The 24,072-nt window shown below is 46.1% G+C and carries 21 protein-coding genes; 9 read left to right on the top strand and 12 right to left on the bottom strand.

The window, feature by feature from the left end:
- The first annotated feature begins 100 nt into the window (after positions 1-100).
- The gene (mrcB, locus tag HYN46_RS04765) at positions 101-2,611 is read left to right on the top strand and encodes a penicillin-binding protein 1B (protein WP_228254891.1); all 2,511 of its coding nucleotides are present in this window, start codon (positions 101-103) and stop codon (positions 2,609-2,611) included.
- Positions 2,611-3,225, top strand: coding sequence for a hypothetical protein (locus tag HYN46_RS04760; RefSeq protein WP_162818084.1), 615 nt, complete (start codon positions 2,611-2,613; stop codon positions 3,223-3,225). The genes mrcB and HYN46_RS04760 overlap by 1 nt, the downstream gene beginning before the upstream one ends.
- Positions 3,226-3,230: 5 nt before the next feature.
- Here HYN46_RS04760 and HYN46_RS04755 read toward each other — a convergent pair whose 3' ends face one another.
- From HYN46_RS04755 to rluD, 4 genes are all read right to left on the bottom strand, one after another.
- The gene (locus HYN46_RS04755; protein ID WP_114898324.1) at positions 3,231-4,178 is read right to left on the bottom strand and encodes a Nudix family hydrolase; all 948 of its coding nucleotides are present in this window, start codon (positions 4,176-4,178) and stop codon (positions 3,231-3,233) included.
- 18 nt (positions 4,179-4,196) lie between these two features.
- A complete protein-coding gene (locus HYN46_RS04750) occupies positions 4,197-4,760 on the bottom strand; it encodes a flavodoxin family protein (protein WP_114900614.1) in 564 nt (187 codons plus the stop codon).
- Positions 4,761-4,898: 138 nt separating this feature from the next.
- Entirely contained in the window at positions 4,899-5,663 is a 765-nt protein-coding gene (pgeF, locus tag HYN46_RS04745; protein ID WP_228254890.1) for a peptidoglycan editing factor PgeF, read from the bottom strand.
- Between the two features lie 86 nt (positions 5,664-5,749).
- Positions 5,750-6,886 (bottom strand): 23S rRNA pseudouridine(1911/1915/1917) synthase RluD, encoded by a 1,137-nt coding sequence (rluD, locus tag HYN46_RS04740; RefSeq protein WP_114900613.1) that lies wholly within the window; start codon positions 6,884-6,886, stop codon positions 5,750-5,752.
- Positions 6,887-7,009: 123 nt separating this feature from the next.
- Between rluD and HYN46_RS04735 the strand changes: the two genes are divergently transcribed.
- Positions 7,010-8,140 carry an outer membrane protein assembly factor BamD gene (locus tag HYN46_RS04735; RefSeq protein ID WP_114898322.1) on the top strand — a complete coding sequence of 377 codons (1,131 nt, stop codon included), beginning with the start codon at positions 7,010-7,012 and terminating at the stop codon, positions 8,138-8,140.
- Between the two features lie 69 nt (positions 8,141-8,209).
- Positions 8,210-10,165 carry a DNA primase gene (locus tag HYN46_RS04730; RefSeq protein WP_114898321.1) on the top strand — a complete coding sequence of 652 codons (1,956 nt, stop codon included), beginning with the start codon at positions 8,210-8,212 and terminating at the stop codon, positions 10,163-10,165.
- A 9-nt stretch (positions 10,166-10,174) separates the two neighbouring features.
- On the opposite strand, the gene gstA is transcribed toward HYN46_RS04730, so the two are convergent.
- Positions 10,175-10,780, bottom strand: a complete 606-nt coding sequence (gene gstA, locus HYN46_RS04725) for a glutathione transferase GstA (RefSeq protein WP_114898320.1) — start codon at positions 10,778-10,780, stop codon at positions 10,175-10,177.
- A 110-nt stretch (positions 10,781-10,890) separates the two neighbouring features.
- Here gstA and HYN46_RS04720 point away from each other — a divergent pair, with 110 nt between their 5' ends.
- Positions 10,891-11,232 (top strand): winged helix-turn-helix transcriptional regulator, encoded by a 342-nt coding sequence (locus HYN46_RS04720; RefSeq protein ID WP_114898319.1) that lies wholly within the window; start codon positions 10,891-10,893, stop codon positions 11,230-11,232.
- Between the two features lie 10 nt (positions 11,233-11,242).
- On the opposite strand, the gene gloA is transcribed toward HYN46_RS04720, so the two are convergent.
- The gene (gene gloA, locus HYN46_RS04715; RefSeq protein WP_114898318.1) at positions 11,243-11,626 is read right to left on the bottom strand and encodes a lactoylglutathione lyase; all 384 of its coding nucleotides are present in this window, start codon (positions 11,624-11,626) and stop codon (positions 11,243-11,245) included.
- 18 nt (positions 11,627-11,644) lie between these two features.
- Positions 11,645-12,919, bottom strand: a complete 1,275-nt coding sequence (locus HYN46_RS04710) for an AmpG family muropeptide MFS transporter (RefSeq protein ID WP_210009375.1) — start codon at positions 12,917-12,919, stop codon at positions 11,645-11,647.
- A 176-nt stretch (positions 12,920-13,095) separates the two neighbouring features.
- On the opposite strand from HYN46_RS04710, the gene HYN46_RS04705 reads away from it, so the two are divergent.
- Complete coding sequence (locus tag HYN46_RS04705) at positions 13,096-13,764, top strand: hypothetical protein (RefSeq protein WP_114898317.1); 669 nt, start codon at positions 13,096-13,098, stop codon at positions 13,762-13,764.
- A gap of 639 nt (positions 13,765-14,403) precedes the next feature.
- Positions 14,404-17,061: a Lon protease family protein gene (locus HYN46_RS04700; RefSeq protein ID WP_114900611.1), complete on the top strand. Its 2,658-nt coding sequence runs from the start codon at positions 14,404-14,406 to the stop codon at positions 17,059-17,061.
- 102 nt (positions 17,062-17,163) lie between these two features.
- Here HYN46_RS04700 and HYN46_RS04695 read toward each other — a convergent pair whose 3' ends face one another.
- On the bottom strand, positions 17,164-18,483 hold the full coding sequence (locus HYN46_RS04695) for a GGDEF domain-containing protein (protein WP_162818083.1): 1,320 nt from the start codon (positions 18,481-18,483) through the stop codon (positions 17,164-17,166).
- Between the two features lie 238 nt (positions 18,484-18,721).
- On the bottom strand, positions 18,722-19,081 hold the full coding sequence (gene grxD / locus HYN46_RS04690) for a Grx4 family monothiol glutaredoxin (protein WP_114898315.1): 360 nt from the start codon (positions 19,079-19,081) through the stop codon (positions 18,722-18,724).
- A gap of 204 nt (positions 19,082-19,285) precedes the next feature.
- Between grxD and HYN46_RS04685 the strand changes: the two genes are divergently transcribed.
- Positions 19,286-20,509, top strand: a complete 1,224-nt coding sequence (locus tag HYN46_RS04685; RefSeq protein ID WP_114898314.1) for an aspartate aminotransferase family protein — start codon at positions 19,286-19,288, stop codon at positions 20,507-20,509.
- A gap of 57 nt (positions 20,510-20,566) precedes the next feature.
- Here HYN46_RS04685 and HYN46_RS04680 read toward each other — a convergent pair whose 3' ends face one another.
- The 3 genes from HYN46_RS04680 to surE all read right to left on the bottom strand — a co-directional run bounded on the left by HYN46_RS04680 (position 20,567) and on the right by surE (position 23,262).
- Positions 20,567-21,475: a LysR family transcriptional regulator gene (locus HYN46_RS04680; RefSeq protein ID WP_114898313.1), complete on the bottom strand. Its 909-nt coding sequence runs from the start codon at positions 21,473-21,475 to the stop codon at positions 20,567-20,569.
- A 58-nt stretch (positions 21,476-21,533) separates the two neighbouring features.
- The gene (locus HYN46_RS04675; protein ID WP_114900610.1) at positions 21,534-22,292 is read right to left on the bottom strand and encodes a peptidoglycan DD-metalloendopeptidase family protein; all 759 of its coding nucleotides are present in this window, start codon (positions 22,290-22,292) and stop codon (positions 21,534-21,536) included.
- Between the two features lie 133 nt (positions 22,293-22,425).
- A complete protein-coding gene (surE, locus tag HYN46_RS04670) occupies positions 22,426-23,262 on the bottom strand; it encodes a 5'/3'-nucleotidase SurE (protein ID WP_114898312.1) in 837 nt (278 codons plus the stop codon).
- A gap of 203 nt (positions 23,263-23,465) precedes the next feature.
- Between surE and HYN46_RS04665 the strand changes: the two genes are divergently transcribed.
- Positions 23,466-23,963, top strand: coding sequence for an MCR_0457 family protein (locus HYN46_RS04665; protein ID WP_114898311.1), 498 nt, complete (start codon positions 23,466-23,468; stop codon positions 23,961-23,963).
- Positions 23,964-24,072 lie beyond the last annotated feature (109 nt).

Here is a 24,072-nt window from a genome sequence, read left to right as displayed (position 1 = left end):
CACGCAGCCATCACTGATTCTTCACGAAGAAACCATTGCATCCCGCAATCTACTGTCGCATTATTTAGAAAGTTTTCTTAATTAAGTACGGCGTATTATCTTGTCTGCTCCTAATCTTTCTAAAAATTCCTCTCAGTTAGTACGTCGCAATAAGCGTCATGGCACCGGAATGCCAAACCAAAATAATGGATTTGTCATTATCGGACTTATTATCCTTGTCGTTATCGCTGTTGTCTTAATCGGCCTTGGCATTTACGTTGCACGACTTGATAGTGTGGTCAGAACCAAGTTTGAAGGTCAACGCTGGGAGATTCCCGCAAAAGTTTATGCCCGTCCTTTAGAACTTTATGTGGGCGCAACAGTCGATAAGAAAGGTATAAAAGACGAACTCGAACTCTTGGGTTACAAAAGCAGTGATGGCTATCAGACATCAGGCACTTATACAGATTCTGCAAATACCTTATTTATTCATACCCGCGGCTTTAACTTTGGGACATCCAAAGAACCCGAACAAGTGCTCAAGGTTCAATTCGCAACAACATCAGCGAACAATGGTATTGCTGATATCCAAAGTACCCAGCCCAACACCACGGGTGTTGCACGTTTAGAGCCCGTTTTAATTGGGGGCATCTATCCACGTATTAATGAAGACCGTGTGTTAATCAAGCTTAGTGAAACGCCACAATCTCTTGTCGATGCATTGATTGCGACTGAAGATCGCTCATTCTATCAGCATCATGGCGTATCAATTCGGGGACTGGGGCGTGCATTGTTATCCAATGCTACGGGTGGAGCTCGTCAGGGTGGATCAACGCTCACTCAACAGTTGGTGAAAAACTTCTATCTCACCAATGAGCGCACGTTAAAACGCAAAGCAACTGAAGCCGTAATGGCCCTGCTCCTTGAATCACATTACTCAAAGAGTGAAATTTTAGAAACATATTTAAACGAGATTAATCTCGGTCAAAACGGCAATCGTTCTATTAATGGATTTGGCTTAGCTTCACAATTTTACTTCGGCCAACCCATTCAAGAGTTGAAGCTAAATCAAGTCGCACTGCTTGTTGGCCTAGTTAAAGGACCTAGCGAATACAATCCATGGCGTCATCCTGAAGCCTCGCTCGCGCGACGAAATGTCGTTCTGCAAAATATGCTGGACCAAGGCAAAATTACTCAAGAACAGTATCAATCTGCACACGACATGCCCCTAGGCATCGTGGAGAAGCCAACAGCTGGGCAGAGCTTATATCCAGACTTTTTAGATATGGTTCGTCGCCAACTGCGTCTGGAATATCAGGAAACCGATCTAACCAGTGATGGCTTACAGATTTTTACGACGCTAGATCCTCGTGTCCAAAATGCAGCTGATGCCGCATTTGCAGAAACGTTGAATAAAATCGTGAAATCCAACCCTAAACGGTTAACAGGATTACAAGGTGCTGTCCTTGTTGGAAATCCACAAAACGGCGAAATTTTAGCAGTCGTTGGCGGTTCAGGCTTGTTTACTGGATATAACCGTGCTTTAGATGCCCGCAGACAGGTCGGATCACTGTTTAAGCCTGCAGTTTATCTCACGGCACTAGCATCAGGTCGATATAACCTCGCCTCACTCGTTGATGATGGTCCGGTGAATATCACTGGCGCTGGCATGTCCAATTGGCAGCCGAAAAACTATGATCTACAAGATCATGGCGTTGTCTCACTGACTGATGCATTAGCGCATTCTTATAACCAAGCTACAGTTAATCTAGGTATGCAATTAGGCGTTCCACAAGTAGTCGGAACCTTAAAAGATTTAGGCATCAACGCCACATTACCTACCTACCCATCAGTCTTGCTCGGTGCAGCAAATCTTGCACCGCTTGATATCCTGAATATGTATGGCACGATTGCATCAGATGGCTTCCAGCACCCCCCCCGAGCCATCATTTCCGTCATAAAAGCCACTGGTGAACCGTTGCAACGCTATGGTTTATCTATGCGTCAAAGTGTAGATCCTGCACCGACATATTTGCTGAATTACGCCATGCAACAAGTTGTAAAATCAGGGACTGCACAAGCTGCAAACCGTACACTTTCTCCTGCGCTCAACTTAGCGGGTAAAACAGGTACGACCAACGACCTGCGTGACTCTTGGTTTGCGGGTTATAGCGGCAACTATGTGTCTGTGGTCTGGGTTGGTCAGGATGATAACCGCCCAACGGGGTTGAGCGGTGCATCGGGTGCCCTACCGATTTGGATTAACCTCATGAGTCGTCTCAAACTAACACCTGTTGAGCTTGCTCAACCAGATGGCGTGGTTTGGCAGTGGGTAGATGCAGCGAGTGGTCAAGTATCAGCAGAAGGTTGTCCTGGTGCAACGTATATTCCGATGCTCCGCACCACGCTCCCTTCTCAAATCTCCCCTTGTGGGCAAGAGAAGATTGATCAATTGCAGCAATCACAAAATAATACGGACATGTATAGTACGCCAGTCATGTCTAGCAACAACGGTACCTTAAATACTACACCTGCGCCGACTGTATCGACACCAGCAGCCCCACCCGTTCCAGCTCCACGTACACCACCGCGTCAAACTTCGGCTATTGATCGCGCGATGGAAAGTTTCTAATGATGAGAATAGATATGAATCAGGTTATGGATAAAGTACAGCCGATGAAATTGAGAACCGAAAAGCTGATCATTATGGGTTTGGTTTTAGGCCTAGTCGGCTGCCAATCTGCACCACCAGTCGTGGTTCCACCTAAAGTTCATCCTCCAAAGCCTCAGATTCAAAAACCGAAGCCAGCAAGTCCGACAACCGCTCAGCCTGAATTCGGATACCCACCACTTCAGTCGCAGACCTTACCGAGTACGCCTCTACCACCCGCACCTGCGCAGCCTCAAGTTGCTCTCCGGGATGGTCATGATATTCCATTGGTACAAAGTCTGATGACGCAAGGCCAGCAGCAATTACAGCTGGGCCAATTGGATAATGCAGAAGAAACTTTTGATCGTGTGCAGCGTATTGCTCCGCAGTTCTCGAGTGTCTACGCACGATTAAGTGAAGTGGCTTTAAAAAAGAAAGATGGTGCAACTGCTGAAGGAATGGCTCGTCGCGGACTCGTGCTCGCCAAATCACCCCAACAAAAAAGTGGTTTCTGGCAACTCATTGCTTTGGCTGGGGCGTTGCAAAATAAACCAGATGTGGTGAATGAAGCGAAGGGGCATTTGCAGGGGCAGTAGTTTTTTTAAACAAATCTCACACCCGCCACCCCAAAACCACCCAGTGCTTGGACTTCATCAATGTTACTGGGTTGCATCCCCCCTAAAGCATAAACGGGTATATCACTTAAGCCTGCTAACTTTGCAAAACCATCCCACCCCAGAACGTCACCGTTGGGATGTGTTGGCGTCGACAAAACCGCACCAACCACTATTGCATCAACACCTAACTTCTGAGCATGGGCAACCGAAGCCTCATCGTGACACGCCGCGAACCAGAATTCTCGTTCAGAACGACGCTCTAGATGTTTTTTCGCTAATAAAGCGGCTTGAGTGAGGTGACGACCGACGATAATTTCATTTAAGGCTTCTGGTGCATCCCATACTGCAATCAGATTCAGGTCAGGACGCAGCATAGAAAGGCGCTGGACAGCCATAGCATAAAGTTCTGACGACACACTGGGTAATCGCACATATACCCAAGCATCCGTTTCTTTCTCAATGGCAATCTCAGCCAGCCAAGGCGCAATGGCGGCCTCTCTCGGCTCATAAAGATCAGATGTAATCGAATAGCGGGTTGGTAACTGCGCAGCACGCACAATTGGACGATTCGCATCGGGGAAATTGAGCTCAAACAAGGCATCTAAATCCACCCAAGTCAGTGGCTGCCCTTCTCGCCCGATCGGCTCTCCAATAAAAGACTCTATCCGGTAGACATGCAGACAAACCGTCTTTTCGGGATATGTATACGTGAGGCGCTGAACTAATTGAGGATCATGAATATCAATGCCAAGCTCTTCATGCAGCTCACGCGTGAGTGCTGTGGTTACTAGCTCTCCTGCTTCGACTTTGCCCCCAGGGAACTCGAAACGCCCACCTTGATGCTGATGCAGAGCGCGCTTAGCCAGTAGTGCCTGTCCATTTTTAACAATCAAACCGACAGCAACATCGACAACTTTATTAGAAGAGCTCATATTTAAATCTTTGATCCATCAATAAAAACGATGCATAAGCTGCGCAAGATGCTGACCAAACCAGCGCGCCGTCGCCATATCACCATCAGGTGGTGTTTGAGCAACAGGTAAGTTATCGGACTGAGTCATCAAGCCTAAGAAACTGGCTAAACGATTCAGGTCGCTTGGCGCATGTCCTTGTGACATCAACGGCAGACCACTCCACAGCATGCCATGCTGCATCGCAAACAAATTAATTTGCTGAAGTACGGATAATTTATCACCACTCAGCCCGCCAGAATTAGCAAAACCAGCAGCAAGCTTACCCGACCATGCACGCGCCATCCAACGACTCGAGGTCGCATCCATAAATAGCTTAAATTGACCTGTCACACTCCCCATATAGGTCGGGGAACCAAAAACAAGTAGATCCGCTTGATCCAAAAGTTCCCATTTATAGTGGTCCATATGCTCAACCGACACGAGTGAGGCATCCACATCAGCGACTTCGTTAGCACCATCAACGATGGCTTGAGCCACGCGTGCGGTATGACCATAGGCACTGTGATACACGACACAAAGTCGCTTTACTCGTTGGGCAATTGCAGGATTAGACTGTAAAGGCTGTGTAGACAAAGTAAAATTTCCAGTAATTCTGACGAATATAATGCGTGATATCGATAAACGCATGTTACCCCATACGAGGCCAAACTACAGTTTTATCAATCATCATGCCACACATTATGGTCGAATCATGACCACCGTGGCCATACGTCCAGTTTGCTGATCACGACGATATGAAAAAAACTGGTCTTGATTCAGCACCGTGCAATGTTCACCACCACTGACACGCTCGATACCCAATCCCATTAAACGTAAGCGTGCCAATTGATAGAGATCCGCTTTGTCCTTGCCATTGGGTAACGCCGTAAATGCCTCAGCACTGGCAGGGTCATCCTGAACAAATTGATCTCGTACTTCGGGACCGACTTCAAAGGACTCCGCACCGATCGCAGCACCGAGCCAAGCATAAACCGGTGGTTCTTTCATGGCATGGGCAGCCGCTTCAATGACGCCAGAAAGCAGCCCACGCCAGCCCGCGTGCGAGCACGCAACTTCACGACCATCCGCACTAGACAGCACCACAGGTAAACAGTCGGCAGTCATAATGACACAACCCACACCAATTTGATCTGTGACCACCGCATCAGCAGTCGGTACTTCAATCTGCACATCGGCAGTCGCTCGATAAACTTCAGTACCATGAACTTGATTGAGCCACACCAAACGTTCACAACCGTAGGGAGCAAGCTGCTGAAGCAGCGCCATACGATTGGCTTGTACCGTAGCAGGATCATCACCAACATGCAGTGCAAGATTAAACGTGTCAAAGGGTGCAAGACTGTGGCCTGCACCATGACGTAAGGTTTGGCCTGCCAAAACTGAGGGTGGTAATCCCGTCGCGGCTAGCCAATTTAGGGAGCTCTCTTGTAAATCAATACTCAAAATCATCTCCAACGATATTCGCCCAGTGATCTATTTTAGGATAGACCCCTTAAGCTGATATGACAGCAATCAAGCCCAAATAAAACCTAGCGGAACTGACTCAGATCAGGTTGTGCCTCACGGCGCAACATTTTGACTAAATTGGCGAAGTCGTCAGGCCAAGGCGCTTCAAAATGCATTTCTTCACCAGTAACAGGATGAATCAAACCCAACTCGCGTGCATGCAGCGCCTGGCGCTTAAATCCTTGCAAGGTTTGAATCAGGTCAGCGCTAATGCCTCTTGGTAAACGGGCACGTCCACCATAAGTCGCATCACCAACCAATGGAAAACCAATGTGAGCCATATGAACACGAATTTGATGTGTGCGACCGGTTTCTAATTGAACCCGTAGCAAACTGTGCGAACCAAAACGTTCAGTGACGCGATAATGCGTCACAGATGGACGTCCACCATGCTGCACACTCATTTTCAAACGATCAACAGAATGGCGACGGATAGGTTCATCAATAGTCCCCCCCGCGATCACATGTCCCACAGCTACAGCGTCATAAATCCTAAACACCGATTTCTCTGCCAATTGCTGTGACAAGCTATGCTGTGCAACCAAAGTCTTGGCAATAACCAATAGACCGCTGGTTTCTTTGTCAATCCGATGGACTAAGCCTGCACGTGGGAGCTCGGCTAGACGTGAGTCATGGTGCAATAAGCCATTGACGAGTGTTCCAGACCAATTCCCGACGCCGGGATGAACGACAAGCCCTGCTGGTTTGTTCAAAACGATGATCTGATCATCTTCAAACACAATATTCAGCGGAATATCTTCCGGCAAGCTGCGTGTTTGTGCTTCCAGTTTTACATCAAGGGTGATGGTCTCTCCGCCCAAAGCACGAGATTTCGGTTTAACAACTTTCCCATCAAAAGTGAGCTGACCAGCCAGCATCCACTCTTTCAACTTTTCACGCGAATATTCTGGAAATAAAGAAGCCGCCGCTTGATCAAAGCGTAAACCCGCTAAAGCTTCATCAATAACCGCTGTTTTCTCTATATGTGTAGCAGGATGTGCCTGTAAGCCAAAATCATCCGGCAACTGCTCATCTGGGGTATCTATAGCATCGTCATCGATCAAACTTTCGAGGTCATCCTCAGGCGCAGCTTCATCTTCAGACCATCCATCAATGGCGTCTAAATCGGTTATCGGATCTTTCTCTGGGTTTTCGCTCATTGTTTGCGTCGTCATCTGTAGGCTTTGTGTGTTGGTCATGGATTTTATCATTTGCGAAACAGCGCAAAAATGCTTTAATAGCCGGCATTGTAGCCCAGATGGGCATGTTTCTCAGGAGTTTTTATGTCGCTGCCGCGTTTGACGGGTCTTGTAGTGCCAGTTGTACTGTCAGGATCGTTATTGCTGTCCGCTTGTAGCAGCTTATTCAGCAAAGATGCAGATCGGAAAAAAGACGCTGGTCCCACCCAAACTGAACAGGGTTATTATCAATCCGCTCAACGGTATTTAGGAGATGCACGCTTTAGTGATGCGACCAAAGACCTTGAAGCTCTTGAGACATATTACCCTGTTGGCGCCTATACCGAACAAAGTCAACTTGATTTGATGTATGCCCGTTTCCGGAATAGCGATTACCCCGGTGCAATCACCGCTGCGGATCGTTTCATCAAACTGTATCCACAAAACCCGCAAGTCGACTATGCATATTATTTGCGCGGTGTTGCCAATATGGAAACCGGGTCTGACGTTTTACTCCGTTATACCAACCTGAATTCAGCGCATCGTGATACGGGCTACCTGCGTGCGGCATACGACAACTTCCGTGACTTAGTCACCAAGTTCCCACAAAGTGGCTATGCACCTGATGCTGCACAGCGTATGCGTTTTATCACCAATCAATTCGCCGAAGGTGAAATGAACGTTGCTCGATACAACGTAAAACGTAAAGCCTATGTCGCAGCTGTCCAACGCGCACGCTGGGTCGTAGAGTATTACCAAGAAACACCTCAAGTGCCTGAAGCGCTCGCAACGCTGGTCTATAGCTATCAACAACTCGGTATGAATGACCTTGCAAATCAATATTTAGATTTGCTGAAAACAAACTACCCGAAACTGGTTCACGGCGACACGGTGAATCTGGCTGAAGCACGCGGTGAAGCGTCTTGGGTTAATAAAATGACTTTAGGCATCTTGGGTAAACCCGCAGCGACCATCGTTCCCAATGGACCTGCTGACCAAACAGTGAAAACACCGATCCCAAGTAGCGATGTCAACGCACCAGCCCAACCAACTACCCTACAAAAAACCGGACAGGTTCTCAGTAAAGTTGGACATGGCGTAACGCGTTGGTTCGGCACACTCTTCTCAGGCGGAGATAATAGCGAAATGGGTGAAAGTAATAACGCACCGGCGTCTAGAGCAACCTCACCTTCTCAGATTTCTTCTGCTTCACCTGCAGCCTCAACTAAGCCATAACTGAGCTTGGCATGTTATCATCCTCCATCAGCGATGCATTTTAATCGCATCTGATGGAGGTTGTTTGACATGAGTATTCCACGCGCAATTGTCGATCAGATTATCGATCGTACAGACTTAGTCGAACTCATTCACAGCCACGTCCCACTCAAAAAATCTGGCAAAAGCTATACCGCTTGCTGCCCTTTCCATCAAGAAAGTACCCCATCATTTCACGTTCACCGTGATAAAGGCTATTACCATTGCTTTGGTTGTAATGCCAATGGCAACGCCATTAGTTTTCTCATGAACTATGAGAACCGCGACTTTATCGATGTGCTCAAAGATCTTGCGCAGCGTGCTGGCGTAGAACTGCCTGAACGAAATCCTCAAGCGGTACGTGAAGCAAAGGCTCGTTTAAGCTATACACGACAAGCAACACCTGTCACACAGAAAAAAACAACCGATATCAAATCATCCACTCAACCAACGGCAGTGAATTCAAGCTCTGAAGCGCCTGCTGCGGACTTTTCTGGGCTAGATGAAGACTCCTACTTGAACTCGGCACCTGGTGGTGATGATAGTCTTGATTATTATGAGTATGATTTTCCACTCCAACCCTTAGCACCTGATGAGCCTTTAGAAGCAACACTCTATGATTTGGTTGAACAAGTTGCACAGTTCTACGAACAACAACTAACCCTAAATCCACCCGCACGGGCTTATTTTGATCGTCGTGGTTTAGATGATGCTGCGATTCAGTCTTGGCGCCTAGGCTATGCGCCTGATCACGCCAATCATCTCGCTCAGCGTTTTCCTCATGATATTGAAGGTCTCAAGAAACTCGGGCTCATCCGAACTACCGAACAAGGTCGTGACTACGTGTTATTACGTGACCGTGTCATATTTCCAATACGTGATCCTAAAGGGCGTGTGGTGGGCTTTGGTGGACGTGCTATGCGTGATGACATCAAACCAAAATATATCAACTCCCCTGAATCAGAGATTTTTTATAAAAACCAAATTCTGTATGGTCTCTATGAGAGCCGTAAAGCGCGGGCTGAGGAATGGTTGATTGTTGAAGGATACATGGATGTCATTGCGCTGCATCAAGCAGGCTTACCGGGTGCTGTTGCTGCTCTGGGAACAGCAACCAACGTTGATCATCTCCTTACTTTATTTAAGCAAAATCCACGCGTCACCTTAGCTTTTGACGGCGACAATGCTGGTCAACGTGCAGCCTGGCGTACCTTAGAGCTATCGCTCCCCGTACTCGAAGATGGTCGTGAGTTACGCTTCCTTGTATTGCCGCAAGACCATGACCCTGATTCTTTGGTGCGGATCGAAGGCGCTACTGGGTTAAAACGGCGCATTCAAAATGCCCCGCCACTATCAGATTTTCTGTACGAAACTCTTGCCGTACAGCACAATCTGGCACATCCCGAAGGCAAAAGTCGCTTGATGCGTGACGCACAGGAGATGATTAACCTCTTACCACAAAATGGCAGTTATCGCAGACTACTCTTCCAATCCTTACGGGAGCGTCTAGGCCTAGGATGGAAAGGTAAAACCGCACAGCTTGTACAGCACTCTCTGAATTTTGAGCAGCACTCTTTAGAAGAACAAGCCTTACTTCTTCTGCTGCATTATCCAATGCAAGCAGAAGCACTAGAGGAGTTGCACGAACTTGCAGATATCAACCAGCCTCTTGGTCGTGCCTTGCAACTCATTGCACAATTCCGCACCGACTTACCCGATGATGCAGAACAAGCACTGTACTTTCTGCTGGGTGCATGGCCGGACGATCGCGAGCGCTCATGGTTGTGTCACTTGCTCGATCGCGTCAATATCCAAAGCCTAAACGCTGAACCCGTCCATTTGGAAGGGCTCTGTCAGGAACTGGCTTTACAGCTATGCGAGCAGTATCTGAATCGGCGTTTGCGTATGACCTCCTCGCTCAGCGATGCGAAAAAGATTAATGATCGCCTCATGGAAGTTCGTCATAAATTACACTTCCGAGAAAGACCGCTAGAAATGGGAGGATAACGCATTTGCTTAAGCAAGCGCCTCTGCTTGCAAAGCCGCAACAACGGATGGACGGGGCTGAATACGATCACGATATTTCATGATGGAAATCCACGGACTTAAATCAATTGCAAAAAACTTGACCCAGCCCAGCACAGTAAATAAATATGCATCTGCGATGCTAAAAGAATCGCCCAGCAGATAATCATGCTCCGCCAAAGTCAGTTCAATGAAATCAAAGCGCTTATAAAGCTTACTTTTAAACATATCTTTCACGCCCTCTGGAATATCACGGTTAAAAAGAGGACTCATTCCACAATGAATTTCACTGCTGATAAAACTTAACCACTCCTGTAATCTCACCCGTTCCCACGTCCCATTTTGTGGAGCTAGAAGCGCTTCAGGCTTTAAGTCTGCCAGATATTGCACAATAGCCGAACCTTCCGTGAGTATTTGCCCATTATCTAACTGCAATGCTGCCACATAGCCTTTAGGATTGATCTGCCAGAAATCCTCACCTCTCGCTGTGATCTTCGTTTTGTTATTTACCTTGATTAACTCAAAAGGAAGCTCTAGCTCACGCAAGACAATGTGCGGTGATAAAGAACAGGTCTCAGGTGCAAAATACAACTTCATCACGACTCTCTCATTCAATACATGAAAAATGAGTGTAGATAGAGCAGTTACTATTGTAAAGAAGGCAGTTTTTTGTTATCTAGGTACATAAAGTATACTTAAGAACCCACATGAAAGAAAATATATCAGGCTGCTCTGTTGAAGCTGCAATGTCCTTACTCGGGGGGCGCTGGCGACTGCTTATCGTCTCTTATCTGTTAGATGGTCCTAAGCGATTCAATGCGTTACGTCGAGATATTCCGAATATTTCCCAACGTATGCTGACACTGGATTTACGAGCGCTAGAAGAAGCAGGACTGATCGAACGCACGATCTACCCAGAAGTTCCCGTTAGAGTTGAATATTGCTTGACCTTGGATGGGCAACGACTACAAAAAATCGTTGCTGTCATGAAGGAATTTGGACTCTGGTTGAAAGAACAACCCTATTTTGAAAAGAGTATGAACAAATAGTGCTTCTCTCTTATGCTCGCTCGATTAACTCAATTTTATAGCCATCGGGATCTTCAACGAAGGCAATCACAGTCGTGCCATGCTTCATTGGCCCAGCTTCACGGACAACTCGTCCACCACGGGATTTAATTTCAGCACAGGCGGCATAAGCATCAGGTACCGCAAGGGCAATATGTCCATAACCTGTGCCCAAGTCATAGCTTGTGGTATCCCAGTTATGTGTTAGCTCCAATACGGTATTGCTATCTTCATCGCCATAGCCAATAAACGCCAATGTAAAGCGACCCTCAGGGTAGTCCTGCTGACGCAATAAACGCATACCGAGCACTTCGGTATAGAACGCAAGCGACCGCTCTAGATTACCGACTCGCAGCATTACATGTAACATTCTCATTTTAACGCTCTCACTTATTTAATCTTGCAAAACTTTCTTCTCATACCATGGCGCGACCCAAGGCAACATGAGCATCCCCGGTATCGCCAGCAGCGTACAGAGCCAAAAGAAATTGGTATAACCACCCATAAAATCAATCATATAACCTGCATAGCTACTCACAACCGTACGCGGCAAGGAAGCCAGTGTAGATAATAGCGCTAGCTGAAATGCGGTATAAGCGGGATTTGTACTTTTAGCAATAAAAGCTACAAATGCCGCCGTCCCCAGTCCAACCGCAAATGCTTCTGTCCCGACAACTGACCCCAATGCGATTAAGCTCTGCCCTGTTTGCATCGAAAGCCATGCAAATAAGGGAATGACTGCCATTTGCGCGAAACCAAATATCCATATTGCTCGATTGATAGAAAGTTTAAGCATGGCAAAACCGCCTACAAAACCACCGATCAATCCACCCCATAGCACAGCAACTTTAGCTACTGAGCCAATTTGCGTTTTGGTATAACCCATATCGAGATAAAACTTGGTCGCCAGTGACGTCGCTAACGCATCACCCAGCTTATATAGAAAAATAAAGACAATAAGAGCAACCCCAGCTTTCACACCCTTACGCGAAAAGAACTCCTGTAAAGGTTCAATAAAGGCCCCGACCAATGTTCGCGGGGGGGCTTGCCTTAACTCTGGCTCATGTACAAAGATCGCCAAAAGTGTACAGGGCAACATAAAAAGAGCCACGATCAAAAAGACCAGATCCCATGGCAATTGATCAGCAAGGATCAACGCCAGACCGCCCGGAACCAAGCCGGCAAGTTTATAGGCATTGACATAGACCGTATTCCCTAAGCCCAGTTCTCGATCAGGCAAAATCTCCCGACGGTACGCGTCAATCACAATATCCAGTGATGCACTTAAAAAACTGATCAGAATACCAAGTCCACTGATCAGCGTCAGTTGGATATCAGGATGTAGAGTCCCCAATGTGCCTAATGCGATCACTAATAATAACGGCAGAATAACCAGCCACGTTCTGCGCCGCCCAAACTGCCTAAATTGGAAAAAATCTAAAAAAGGTGCCCATAATGGCTTAAACACATAAGGCAGTTGCAACAAGGTCAACAAACCAATGGTTTTGATATTGAGATGATAAGCATCAGCCCATGCCGGAATCAGATTCAAAAAGACAAATAACGGCAAACCTGACGAAAAACCGATCACGATACAAATTAAAATTCTTTTCCAAAAACCAGACTGTGGTGACTCGGTACTGGACAATGTTGGCTCGGTCATGGACATAATAAAATCGCTGGCTGCTTTATCTGTATAGAATGATTGTGGAAAATTAAGCAATAACGCTTAATACCCATAAACTTAAGATCACAAGAGTAGCCGCATCACGATATTTTTGCCAGAATACTCGCACTTAAGTTTGTACTCATGCTTTTTGAAACCCATGTTTTTGGAGTAGCCCCATGCCGGTTAATGCACTTGCAACCCGAGCCCTACTCTCCTGCCGTCAAGCAGTTATGGCCAGCCAGTCGGCCAGTGTGCCAGGCTTTCCATTTACCACTGTCATTCCTGTCAGCATTACGCCGAGAGGTCAGATCATCGCGCTCTTAAATGAAAACGCCCAACACACCAGAAATGTCATGATTGACCCACGCATTTCAATGCTGATGCATGACGATATTGAGGAAAATTGGCAAGCGGCGACTCGACTTTCGGTTTTAGGCTATTTACGCCCACTGCAAATGTCAGGCGCAGAATTAGAAATCACACGACATTCATTTTATCTGCTTCATCCTGAGCTTAAAGATTTTGATCAAACCTTAGATTTTCATTTTTGGGTACTGGAACCTGTTCGCTTTCGCCTGATCTCTGGGATCGAGCGTGTGAATTGGATTGATGCCGTTAAACCAGACCTTTTTGAACTAATGCCGCAGCAACGCGAAGCATTAAATGAAATATTAGCCAAATACAGCCAACAGTCTTATGTGATTCAGGCCTGTCGTTATGGTATGCAGATTTTTGAGCAAGGTCGCGTTCGTTTCTTAGCACTCAAGGAACCTGTAGAGTATATGTCTGAACTCATTGAGCAAATGAATGCAGGGCAATTCGACGATCCAGCATTGACTGAATAAACGATCAATATAATGAAGCTTACTCAAATAAATCGACACATCGTTCAAGGTGATTTAGCATGACTTCATATGGGAATAGCGGGAAGATTTATTCCAGATCCCAATGAATCTGCTACACTGATTCATTGCCGAATCTGTACAGTAAATATTTTTTGAATGAGCCAAATATTGCCAACTTTAGAACACCCAACATCTGATCTACATGTGACTGAATCACCCGCTTCCAAACTAAATGATACAAAACCTGCTGTAAGTAGTATCCCCTTAACAGATCATGCCACGACCGATCACATCATTGACAACACACTGATAAATGCACCATCGAATACACTTGAAACTGGCCCACAAACTGCCACAATACAAAATATATCCGAAAAACCAGAACCAATGACGACGGAACTCGCTATGGAAAGTCAAAGCAACAGCAGCAAAAACTTAGACACCTTAAACAACAATAGCGAAAAGACTTCAGAACGCCATGAAACCCACGATGATCTGAAGCATCTGTTGGATGAAATCGCACGCACCAAACTACCAACACCAAAACCACAACGTGCCAAACAAGTTCTAGATTCTGTAGAAACCAAAGTCGCGGACTCTAAATTAGAAGTCACCACAAAAACCAATCCAGCGAAACCAATGCCGACTTTAACACCCAAAAACACTCTGACGAATAAAGCCGTACTGCCCAAAAGTGGTTTCTTGACACCCGATCAGCTCATGCGTGAGCCGAATTTATCAAGTCTTCCACCCAGCACACGCCGCATCAAACCACTCAATGATTTTTTGGGTCAGCATCGCGCAAGGGCAGCAGTTGAAACTGCCTTATCCTTACCCTTTGATGGTTATAATATTTTTGCTGTCGGTACCAGTGGCCTTGGCAAGCGCACCATGCTCAAACGCATGCTTGCCGTCCAAGCTGCTCAGATGCCAACACCAAGCGACTGGGTATACGTCAATAACTTTATCAATCCTCGTCAGCCTATTGCACTGGAGCTACCGCCGGGTGACGCTCCCAAGCTCAAAAAGCATATGCATCAGTTGTGGAGCACCTTGTTTGATCATTTAGAGAAATCATTTGCAGCGGATAGCTATCACACTCGAATCGAAACGATTCGACAAAGTGCAGGCAATGCACAACAGCAAGCCCTGCAAGCATTGACTCAAGAAGGTGAAGCGTTAGCACTGAAACTCGTTTCTCGTAATGAGCAGCACCGTTTTGTGCCGGTGAAAACCTTAGAAGCTGAAAATAATGGCCTCAGCAAAGAACTGGATGAAAATGAACTGGCAGCACTGGCTCCTGCGGAACGGGCAAAGATCAATCAAAACGTCCGTCAGATGGACAAAAAACTTCATCGTCTTGGTGCTCGTCTGGGACGCATCGAAGAACAAACACGTCATCAAGTTGCGCGCCTAAATGCACAGCTGGCCAGCGATATTGTCATTCCGCGCGTCACTCAAGTGGGACAGCGTTTTGAACATGTTAATGGCATCACGGAATATCTGAAAGACTATGCGACGGACATCATCGAGCATGTCGAGTTGATTCTAGAGCAAGAAGAAGATGACTTCTTACCGGGTGTATTTGATCGTGTCCCACCCCGCTATCAAGTCAACGTCGTCGTCACCCATAAACCAAATTCGGGTGCTCCGGTTATCTTTGAAGACTTGCCTACCCATTACAACTTATTGGGTCATGTCGAACAGCTCACCCAAATGGGTACTATTACCACTGACTTCACATTAATTCGTCCCGGTGCCCTACATCGTGCAAATGGTGGCTTTTTGATGCTTGAGGCCGATCAACTCCTTGAGCAGCCCTATGCATGGCAAGGACTAAAACGTGCACTGCGTTCAGGTCAACTGAAACTCTCTTCGCTTGAGCACATGCTGACCCTGACAGGTAGCATTTCATTAGAGCCCGATGCGCTACCGCTATCGGTGAAAGTGATTTTGCTGGGTGAGCCGTATATTTATTATGAATTGCTAGAGTTTGAACCGGAGCTTAATGCCCTATTCAAAATTCGTGCAGACTTTACTAATACACTCAATCGTACTGATGAAAACGAAGAAGCCTATGTTCGCCTGATTGCCGATTATGTAAATAAAGACAAATTATTACCGTTTGATCGCTCAGCTTTAGCTGCACTGCTCACGGATTCGAGCCGTCAGGCAGAAGATCAATCGTCCTTATCACTCCATGCTGCAACCTTGGGTGATTTACTGCGCGAGGCCAGCACGCTAGCCATTGAACATGGTGATCGTCAAGTCACTGCCAAGCATATTGATGCCACGCTGCAAGCACGTCTATATCGTCTTGGACATCTGCGTGAGCTGTACTGGGAAGACCTATCGCGTGGTACGCAGTTGATCGAGACTGAAGGACTTAGAATCGGACAGATCAATGCATTGACCGTGGTGCATTATGCAGACAGCGAATTTGGTTTACCTGCACGTTTAACCGCGACGGTCTATCAAGGCGGCGGTGAGATCCTCGATATCGAGCGCAGTGTCGAACTGGGCGGAGCGCTTCACGCCAAAGGGATCTTGATCATGTCGAGCTTCCTGCGTGCACACTTCGGACGCACACAGCCCCTCCACTTCTCTGCAGCTCTGGCTTTTGAACAAAGCTATGGCGAAATTGATGGTGATAGCGCAACTCTCGCTGAACTTTGTGCCTTGATCTCATCAATCAGCCAGATTCCCATCGATCAATCTTGGGCAATCACTGGCTCAATGAACCAGCTCGGTGTGGTGCAACCCATCGGCGGAATTAACCCCAAGATTGAAGGCTTCTTTGATGCTTGCCAATTACAAGGTTTGAACGGCCAACAGGGCGTGATCCTGCCTGTTCAGAACGTACAGCATCTGATGCTCCGTCAAGACGTCATTGATGCCGTTGCGGCGGGTAAGTTCCACATCAATGCCGTACGTACTGTTGAAGAGGCGCTCTCCATTCTCATGAAGCGTCCTGCAGGCGTGATGGATGATAAAGGTCGTTATGGTAAAGAGACGATCTTTGGTGAAGTGATGCGTCAATTAAAACTGTGGCAACGCCTTGAAGACGGTGACAATAAAGGAAAAGCCAAAAAAGACGCAGAAACCGAAGATAAAAAAGAGGAAAAATCCAAAAAAACGGATTCTCAGACCAAAGATACTGACGACAGTAAAACTGTGGAAAAAGATAAATCGAAGGCAAAGAAAAAGCCTGAGAAACTCAACCCAGAAAAGCTTAAGAAGAAACAGCCTGAGGCTGATCATGACATTGAACCCACCATTGAATGGGCTGGTGGCTAAAATCAAATTCCTCTAATTCAAAAAAAAGCCGATACCTTGATTTCAAGGTATCGGCTTTTTTTATTCTTCATTTAAAATGATGATTCATATGAAACTAAAAAATCAGCACTCTTCGACAGCGGCCGCTTTCCGCATAGATTCACTAAAAAACTCATAGCGATTGCGACCATTGGCTTTCGCTTTATACAGTGCAGCATCTGCTTGTCTTAGCAATTGATCAATACTGGTTTCTGGGGTAGGCACTGCAACAGAGACGCCAATACTAAAAGTCACATGTTGGTTTTCACCATCGGGATGAGGGATGCTAAGCGCAGTCATCCGTTCGATTAGCCGCTGGGCTTGCTGCTCGGCCACATCCCCTTCCATACTAGGAAACAATAATACAAATTCCTCCCCACCATAGCGCGCTGCAAGCTCACCACTACGTTTGGCTAGGCTATGGATCAATTGACCCACTTTGCGCAAACATTCATCGCCAGCCACGTGACCCAGCTTATCGTTGTAATGCTTAAAGTAGTCCACATCAATGATCATCAACACAAGGGATTGCTGCTGACGCAGTGCACGATTCCACTCATGATTCATCATTTCATCCAAATGACGACGATTCGCAAGTCCAGTCAACGCATCTTGGCGCGAGAGCCCATCCAATTGATTCGCTAAACGCTCACCATTGATCACGGCCTGCTGTAATAAACAGGCTTGTAAGAAATTAGTACGCTCTTGGCGATCAAGTGCATAAGCCATGCACATTCCCAAAATACTTGTTCCGGTATAAGTCCGATGGAGCAACTGCCAATCCATCTCCGCATGCAATTGATGCGTCAAGATAAAACCAAGTACACCCCCTGCCCAACCCGCGAATACTGCTAATGGAAAACGTAACCCCACAAAACTATAGATTAAAATCATCGCATACATGATCCCTGCATGCGACAAAATCGTACTCACGCCTGGGGCAATGACGTTCGCAACTGCAACAGACAAGCCCACACATATCAAACAACCAATCGTGACATACCATTCAAACCATCGATCAAATATCGAAAAATACGACATGACCCAAGCACCCGCAACAACAACAGCTACCCAACCATAGATATTAATCCATCGGAGAAAGCTATTATCAGGTAATAATTTAATAATCCCTGAGATCAAGATGACATAAAGCAAGAGGATAATCGGTGCGCGAAAATGAAAACTTTTGAGGGCTCTTGGACGGTAATAAGTCCGATATTTTGCTTCTAGTGCTTTTGGGAAACGCAGAGACCAAAACTTTGAATTGAGTACAGCTCTAATCTCTTCTTCTGAGTGATCATTTTCCTCTACTCGATCGCCAAGATTCAATACGCCCATTGAACGTAAGGGCATTGAATTAATATCCGTAGAATCAATATCACCAGAAACAATGTCATTATTCATCGCGCGTATACCTGATTCCTTGATAATTGTAATAGGGGTCAAATCTTCCTGATTTACCATCTAATTTTTTATAGTTATTTTTATAAAGCCACGTGCTCAAACTACCATAATGCGACTGAGAAATACCAATGCTTTTTTCTCATTTTATCGACATTTTCTAACAAATTTAACAACGATTAATGCAAACAAAAAAGAGCCTCTATATGGACTCTTTTCTATCTCAGCATACAGTGCCTGATTAGGCTTGTTGAGCAGGTGAGTGCTCTTCAATCAACGGTTTCAGTTCGCCTTTTTGAAACATGTCCAAAACGATATCTGAACCACCGATCAATTCGCCATTAACCCATAGTTGTGGGAAAGTAGGCCAATTCGCGATACGTGGCAATGTTGCGCGAATTTCAGGGTTTTCCAGAATATTGACATACGCAAATGGACGACCAATTTGGCTTAACGCTTCAATCGCACGTGCAGAAAAACCACACTGTGGAAATTGCGGGGTGCCTTTCATGTACAGAAGAACGGGATGCTTCGCGATTTGTTCGCGAATAAGCGTTTCTGTTGCATTCGCGCTATCTGGGGTTGATTGAACATCTGACATAACGGTTAGACCTGATTCAAAAGTATTGCATAATTATAACGCCGATCTAGCAAAAAGCGTAATGAAAGCGTAGCTTTTACGCATCAAAATGTATTTACTTTTTTTATAACATTCCATCTGTAAAAATCAGCATGGAATTCACATCATTTCTATCATAATTTGCTAACATGTTGACCTATATTTTGTGCAACCTGAGAAACGATCATGAACTCACCTCTAAATCCTCATGCCTTCATTGAGACTTCTGCTCAAACAAGTCATTTGATGCCTACTTATGCGCGCCAACCGATCGCATTTGTACGAGGACGAGGTTCATATCTTTATACAGCAGATGGCACTGAGTACCTTGATGCATTAACTGGGATTGCGGTCTGTGGTCTTGGGCATGTACATCCAGCGGTCACTGCTGCGCTGGTTGAACAAGCAGAAACTCTCGTCCACACCAGTAATTTATTTGAAATTCCTTGGCAGGAAGATGCTGGCCGTTTGCTCTGTCAGGTTGGCGGCATGGAGCGTTGTTTCTTCTCCAATAGTGGTGCTGAAGCCAATGAGGCTGCCATTAAACTTGCGCGTATGAATGCTTATAAAAAAGGCATCACCACGCCCAAAATTATCGTAATGGAAAAATCCTTCCATGGCCGTACTCTAGCCACCCTATCCGCAACCGGAAATGAAAAAGTCCAAAAAGGCTTTTATCCATTAGTAGAAGGCTTCTTACGTGTGCCTTTTGGTGATGTCGCCGCGATTGAAACACTGGCTAAAGACCATGATGACATTGTCGCAATTCTTGTTGAACCGATTCAAGGCGAAGGGGGTGTCAATACAGCACCTCAAGGTTTTGTTTATCTTGAAGAGTTGCGTGCAATCTGTGATCAACACGACTGGTTACTAATGCTGGACGAGATCCAGACAGGTAATGGTCGTACAGGTCAATATTTTGCGTATCAACATACTGCAATCAAACCTGATGTATTAACAACGGCTAAAGGCTTAGGCAATGGCTTCCCTGTGGGTGCATGTCTGGTCCGTGATAAAGCTGCTGATTTATTTAGCGCTGGCAACCATGGCTCAACCTTTGGAGGCACGCCACTCGCCTGCCGTACAGTATATGCAGTCATTGAAAGTATTCAGAAAGAAAAAGCGACTGAGAACGCCGCTAAAGTTGGTCAGTATTTAAAAGATCGCTTTACGGAAGAGTTGTCAGGGCTAGGTGTCATTGTCAGAGGCTTCGGTATGATGCTTGGGATTGAATTGCCCCGCCCTTGTGGTGAGCTAGTAGCCAAAGCACGAGATGAGCAGCATTTGATTCTGAACGTCACTGCGGACAATGTGATTCGTCTATTACCAGCGCTAAACTTAAGCCAAGCAGACGCAGATAAAATCATTACGCGTGTAGTGACTCTGGTTAAAGATTTTCTAGCCGCTTAATCGTAATTTGAGTCATAGAAAAAGGGCACATAATGTGCCTTTTTTTATTGACCATCCTCAAATCGCCTGCATCTGGCTAAAATACTGAGTCAAGGTCTCTATACATCGCACCACTTTAAGGGGTTGTTCACGGCGTAGCGTAATCGCATAAACCGTATAGTTGGGCTGTAACTCCCACTCCGGCAGCACCTCGACCAATCCCCCTGTTGCATACGACTCAGGCATATCAACAGAAAGCAACATGGTCAGTCCATGACCTTGCTCAACCAGAGAGCGCATCAAAAAAACATTGTTAGTGCTAACTCTTGATGTGAAACGAACGACCTGCTCCTCACCTGTAATACGATGACGGAAATGTCGGTCATGATGCCCTTTGACCAAAGTCAGGCCAATATGCTCATGATGAACCAAGTCAGCTGGCGTTTGTATCGGCGGATGGCTGCTAAGATATTCTGGGGAAGCACAGAGGATTAAACGCGTTTGCGCCATAGGTCTAGCAATGAGGCTAGAATCTGCAAGGCTTGGGCTGAGTCGCACCGCGATATCAATGCGTTCTTCAATCAAATCAATATAGCGATTATCTGCCTCGAAGTGCACATTCAGCTGTGGATGACCCTGCAACCAGCTGGATAGCGCAGGTAAGACATGATTGACCCCCAGTTCCGGCGAGGTGGCGATCCGTAAATCTCCTACAAGCTCATTGCGCAGCTCATTAATACGGACTCGACCTTGCTTGGCTGCAAGTACCATCTCATTACAACTTTGGTAAAAAACACCACCCGCTTCGGTCAGGCTTAACTTTCGAGTTGAGCGATGTAAGAGTACAGTGCCCATTTCTTGCTCTAAAAGCCTAATTTGCTGGCTTACTGCACTGGTTGTAATTCCCAGTTCACGCGCGGCGCCGCTAAAAGAACCGCGGTCAACCACGCTGACAAAGATCGCCATGCTGCGTAAATTATCTAACATATTTATAAATATCCAACGTATAAATTACGCAGGGCAAAGCTCAGAATTCGGGAATAAACTATCGCTTTGGCAGCACAAGTGCTGGATCCATCGGTTTTCCATTTAACCGGACTTGAAACTCAAGCATGACGCGATTTGTCCCTGAAGACCCCATTTCTGCAACTTGTTGCCCTGCACTCACTTTGGTTTTTTCTTGTACCAACAAGCGTTGATTATGAGCATACGCTGTAATATAACCATTTGCATGTTGGATGAGTACTAAATTGCCATATTCTGGCAAGCCATTACTGGCATAAATCACTGTTCCTTCAGCAGCAGCTCGTACTGGATCACCAGCATTACCTGAAAAGCGCAGTCCTTTAACTTGTTGTGACACATTGAAACTCTGCGTCACAGGATTATCCGTTGGCCAGCGCCATGCAATCGCACCATAAGCGGCTGTAGAGCCCGGTTGTGAAACGACTTGTGGAGGAGTATACGTTGTAGGTGCTGGGCTCGTGATCGGTCCAGTTGATAACGGCTGCGCCGTTAATGGGCGATCTGGCGCTATCGGCGCGACTTGTGGTCTGTTGCCGGAATCCACTAAACGCAAACGCTGCCCAACATAAATCACATAATCACTGCCGATCTGATTCATGCGTGCAACATTTTGATAATCAAGTCCATAACGCATCGCAATCTTACTAATCGTATCTCCGGATTGCACGGTATAGAAAGTAGGTGCAGGGAGTACCGCACGCGTTGATCTCGTCGTGCTCGGCGCTGAAGCACAGCCGACCAATGACGTGACCACGGCAACCAAGATCACCTTGCTCATCAAAGATGCCAATGGATGGCGTGGCGTTGCTTCTGCGGCGGAAACTTGAATATTGAAATGCGGCAATCTATTAACCCTCTATCTATAATCATTGTCATCAGGATAAACCTGCTAATACATATGGCAATGCAAATTACATTGGAACAATACGGTTCTGACCCAATGTTTGTTTTAAACTGACTAGCGTTGAATAACCAGTCGAATCCAGCCGAATCGGTGTAATACTCACAAAACCATCATTCAATGCAGCAAAATCTGTACGAAAGTGTTCTACTGATTCAATGCCATATTGATTAGTAAAGGTTTGAGCTACAGGCTGGTGCAGTACATGATCCTGCCCTAACGGATCACCTGACTTGCCCACCCAATACATTTTGCGGCCTCTGGGATCAATCTCACTATGCACAGGCTGCGATACATCTCTGACACCCATTCGCGTGACTTCAACCGTAGTTAATGCTGCCACATCAGGAATATTAATATTAAAAATATGCCCCGTTGGCAATGCGGGAACACCTTGCTGCACAAAATCTCGAACCCACTCTGCTGCTACTTTAAAATGTACCGCATCTCGATATTGCTTGGCATGTACACCGACTAACGAAACCGCAAGCGCGGGCAGAGCCAACCCACGTCCTTCAAATGCAGCACCGACCGTTCCCGAATATAAAACATCATCGCCCATATTCGCGCCAGAATTGATGCCACTAATGACCAAATCAAAAGGTTCATCAAATAAGCCATTTAGCCCCACATAAACACAATCAGCAGGAAAACCATTCACCGCCCAGAAACCATTAGGAAGTTGGACGGGATGCAAGGGTCTATCCAAAGTCAATGCACTAGAGGAACCGCTTCGCTCGGACTCGGGTGCGACGACAACCACCTCAGCAATTGCGGATAATGCCTCTGTAAGTGCCAAAAGCCCCGGTGCAAGTACCCCATCATCATTACTTAGTAAAATTCTCAATTCACACTCTCAATCAACCATAAATATCATTAAACACGTCAATCTTTTTCAACAGAATTTATGGTTTTATCTTATTTTGTAACCATCATCATTCCAGCGTCTACAAAATTAATGCAAACTCGCCGTAAAATCACCTAAAAGCAATAGCCTACAACACGGCATAATACGCGTTATTCAAGCATAGTCTATTATAGAGTCTTTATATGAATCGTATTCATCTCGCAACCAATACCCTAGTCGCTACATTACTCTCTACATGCTTTATCGCAACAAGTAGCTTTGCTGCGGATACCAGCAGTAAAGCAAATGTGGCTAAAACAGCGACCACTAAATCAACGGCTGCTAAAGCAGCAGCAAAATCACAAGTTGAGGTCGAAGGAGGATCGGGTGCATCTCAAGAAGAAATTGCGACCATTGATGTACTCAATGAAATTTGCCCCCAAATCCTCGGCACCAATAACAATAAGAACTTTCATAAAGGCTATACCAACTTACTGACTGAATTACTGCCATCCATTCAAGATCCTGTTTTAGCCGTGGCTTCAATGCATACCGATCCCGATTACATGAAAATTCTCGCGAGTGCACGCACACGTACGCTTGCTGAAAAAACTGAAGATAATCGCGATGTCTGCTTAGATGTTCTGCACTACCCTGCACCTAAGCACAAAGCTGCTTCCGGCGAAGCTGCTGCTCAATAAAATCATTGAACGAATGTGAAAACTTTGATTTGTATGTCGATCTGAACTAATGTTCCGGTCGACAACACCCGTATAAGTAACTCACCACCCTGCTCAAACCTCTTGATTG

It is taken from the genome of Aquirhabdus parva (genome assembly GCF_003351745.1).
GTDB lineage: Bacteria > Pseudomonadota > Gammaproteobacteria > Pseudomonadales > Moraxellaceae > Aquirhabdus > Aquirhabdus parva.
This window is presented reverse-complemented; position numbering and strand designations above follow the sequence as displayed.